This is a genomic window from Pseudomonas sp. MIL19 (genome assembly GCF_028680365.1).
GTDB lineage: Bacteria > Pseudomonadota > Gammaproteobacteria > Pseudomonadales > Pseudomonadaceae > Aquipseudomonas > Aquipseudomonas spirodelae.
Window position 1 is genome coordinate 1 of the sequence record NZ_JAPPVG010000069.1, and the last position, 2,723, is coordinate 2,723.

At 58.4% G+C, this 2,723-nt stretch carries 2 protein-coding genes and 1 pseudogene; all 3 read left to right on the plus strand.

Translation table 11 applies throughout. From position 1 onward, the window contains the following. Window positions 1-222: 222 nt before the first annotated feature. Complete coding sequence (locus N1078_RS19300) at window positions 223-1,029, plus strand: SDR family oxidoreductase (protein ID WP_274089684.1); 807 nt, start codon at window positions 223-225, stop codon at window positions 1,027-1,029. Between the two features lie 120 nt (window positions 1,030-1,149). Beyond that, window positions 1,150-2,313: an MFS transporter gene (locus N1078_RS19305; protein WP_274089685.1), complete on the plus strand. Its 1,164-nt coding sequence runs from the start codon at window positions 1,150-1,152 to the stop codon at window positions 2,311-2,313. Between the two features lie 110 nt (window positions 2,314-2,423). After that, a pseudogene (locus tag N1078_RS19310) lies at window positions 2,424-2,648 on the plus strand (hypothetical protein); the annotation flags it as partial. Window positions 2,649-2,723: the final 75 nt, after the last annotated feature.

The following is a 2,723-nucleotide window of genomic DNA, read 5'->3' on the forward strand; positions in this document are numbered from 1 at the left end:
GCCTGAACCGCCGTGTACGGAACCGTACGCACGGTGGTGTGGGAGGACGGCGGCCGTGAGGCCGCCTCCTACCCGATCGTGCAACTTTTTCGTCTGGGTGTTCAGGTGACGTCCGTGAGTTGAGCTTAGGCCGCCTTATTCAGAGAAATGATGGAGTGCAGGTTGGATAATTTCCCCGGCTACACTGGCCCGATCAATCACAGCATCACAAGGCAGTTTCCTATGCAAAATCGCATGATGATCACCGGGGCAGGTTCTGGTTTGGGGCGTGAGATTGCCCTGCGTTGGGCGCGTGAGGGCTGGCAGTTGGCGCTATCGGATGTTAACGAGCCGGGTCTGATAGAAACCCTGCAGATGGTGCGCGATGCCGGCGGTGATGGTTTCACCCAACGCTGTGATGTACGTGACTACAGCCAGTTGACCGCGTTTGCTCAGGCCTGCGAGGAAAAGCTCGGCGGTATTGATGTGATCGTCAATAACGCCGGTGTGGCCTCCGGTGGTTTCTTCAGTGAGTTGTCACTGGAGGATTGGGATTGGCAGATCGCGATCAACCTGATGGGCGTGGTTAAGGGTTGCAAGGCGTTCCTGCCGCTGCTGGAAAAGAGCAAAGGCAAGATCGTCAATATCGCCTCCATGGCGGCGTTGATGCAGGGCCCAGCGATGAGCAACTACAACGTGGCCAAGGCTGGTGTGGTGGCATTGTCGGAAAGCCTGTTGATTGAGCTGAAGCTTCACGAAATTGCTGTGCATGTGGTCTGCCCCTCCTTTTTCCAGACCAACCTGCTGGATTCCTTCCGCGGTCCTACACCAGCGATGAAAGCGCAGGTCGGCAAGTTGCTGGAGAGCTCGCCGATCAGTGCGGCGGATATTGCTGATTACATTTATCAAGAGATCGGCAAAGGCGAGTTTATGATTCTGCCCCATGAGCAGGGCCGCATGGCTTGGGCCTTGAAGCAGCAAAACCCGCAGTTGTTGTACAACGAAATGACCACCATGGCCGATAAGATGCGGGCGCCACGCAGCAAGTGAACCGATGTGGTTTTGTTGATTTAACGGTCAACATAATGCTGCTTAGGGCTTGTCTGCTATGAGCTTGCGCTCTAAGGTTTGCGGTCATGCCGGCATGGCCGCGAAACTGATGGATGTTCTGTGAAACCTTTCCCCCGGGCCATGCTGTTGCTGGCCCTCGTTCTGGCTGCAATCAACTTACGCCCCGGCATTACCTCTCTGGCCCCGCTGATCGAGCGGATTGCCACTGAGCTGGCCCTAAGTCGCAGCCTGATCAGCCTCACCACCGCGCTACCGGTGTTGTGCATGGGCCTGCTGGCGCCTTTCGCGCCGCGCTTGGCGCTGCGTCTCGGGCTGGAACGCACCATTGCTCTGTGTATGGCGCTGATTGCGCTGGCGTTGCTGCTACGCGTGATGGCCCATACCAGTGTGATTTTGATTGGCAGTGCGGTGCTGTTGGGCGCTGCTATTGCGGTCGCCGGGCCGTTGCTTTCGGGCTTTATCAAACGCCATTTTGCCGGGCGCATGGGCAGTGTGGTGGGCTGGTATTCGCTGAGCATGGCGATTGGCGGGGCCGGTGGTGCGGTGCTGACGGTGCCGGCTACGCAGTGGTTGGGCGATGACTGGACCCGTGGTCTGGCATTTTGGGCGTTACCGGCGTTAGTCGGGTTGTTGTTGTGGCTGTGCCTGCCCAATCGCGTTGAGGCTGACACCGGAGCAGCGGAGGGCTTGCCCTGGGGGCAGCCACGTGCCTGGCTGATCAGTGCGTTTTTCGCCCTTCAGGCCGGGTTGTTTTACGCCCTGGCTACCTGGGCGGTGGCGCGGTATCACGAAGCCGGGCTGAGTCTAATCCACAGTAATAGTCTGTTCAGTGTGTCGATGCTGATGGGGTTGCCCAGCTCGTTCCTGTTGCCCTGGTTGGCGCAACGCTTCCAGAATCGCTATGCGTTGCTGATGGGCTGCGGCTTGTTGTCGTCGATCAGCCTCATGATGATCACATTTCAACCTACCGTGCTGCCCGAGTTGTGGGCGGTCACTGTGGGCTTTGGTTTGGGCGGCTCCTTTGCGCTGTCATTGGTATTGCCGCTGTACGAGTCGGCTTCGCCCATGGCGGTTAGCCGCTGGACTGCAATGATGCTGTGCATGGGTTACAGCCTAGCCTGTCTGACGCCAGTATTAACGGGGTTGGCGCGGGATCTGGCCGGTAACTATCAGCTGCCGTTTATGGTGCTGACAGCGCTGGCGCTGGTGATGACCGTGCTGGCTTGGGTGATGGGGCGTGGCCGCGCAGGTACGCCTAACTGAGTTCAGTTAGGCACGGTTTATCAGGGCGATAACGCTTATTTAGCCGCCGTTCCTTCCTTGGCTTTTGCGGCTGTGATAGAAGGCAACCCTTGATTTGCTGGAGTGCCCGCGTGGAGTCCGAATCCATCGTTTATGGTTGTATCCGAGACTGTCCGTCGGACAGTCCGGCGGAAAGCCGTTTGCGCCGTGAAATCAATCGGCAGGTGCTGGCCGACCTGCCAGTGAGCGATGCCTGGGGCTTGCTTGGCCGGGAAATGTTCGCTTTTAGCGAGCTGCCGGGCGATGGCGTGTATCAGACTCAGGTGATCCACTTTGGCGCCAGCTACCGTACGGTGCGGATTCCACGCTGACTCGGACACCCATTCCACGCACATCCGGACAGTGATTCCACGCTGATCCGGACACTCATT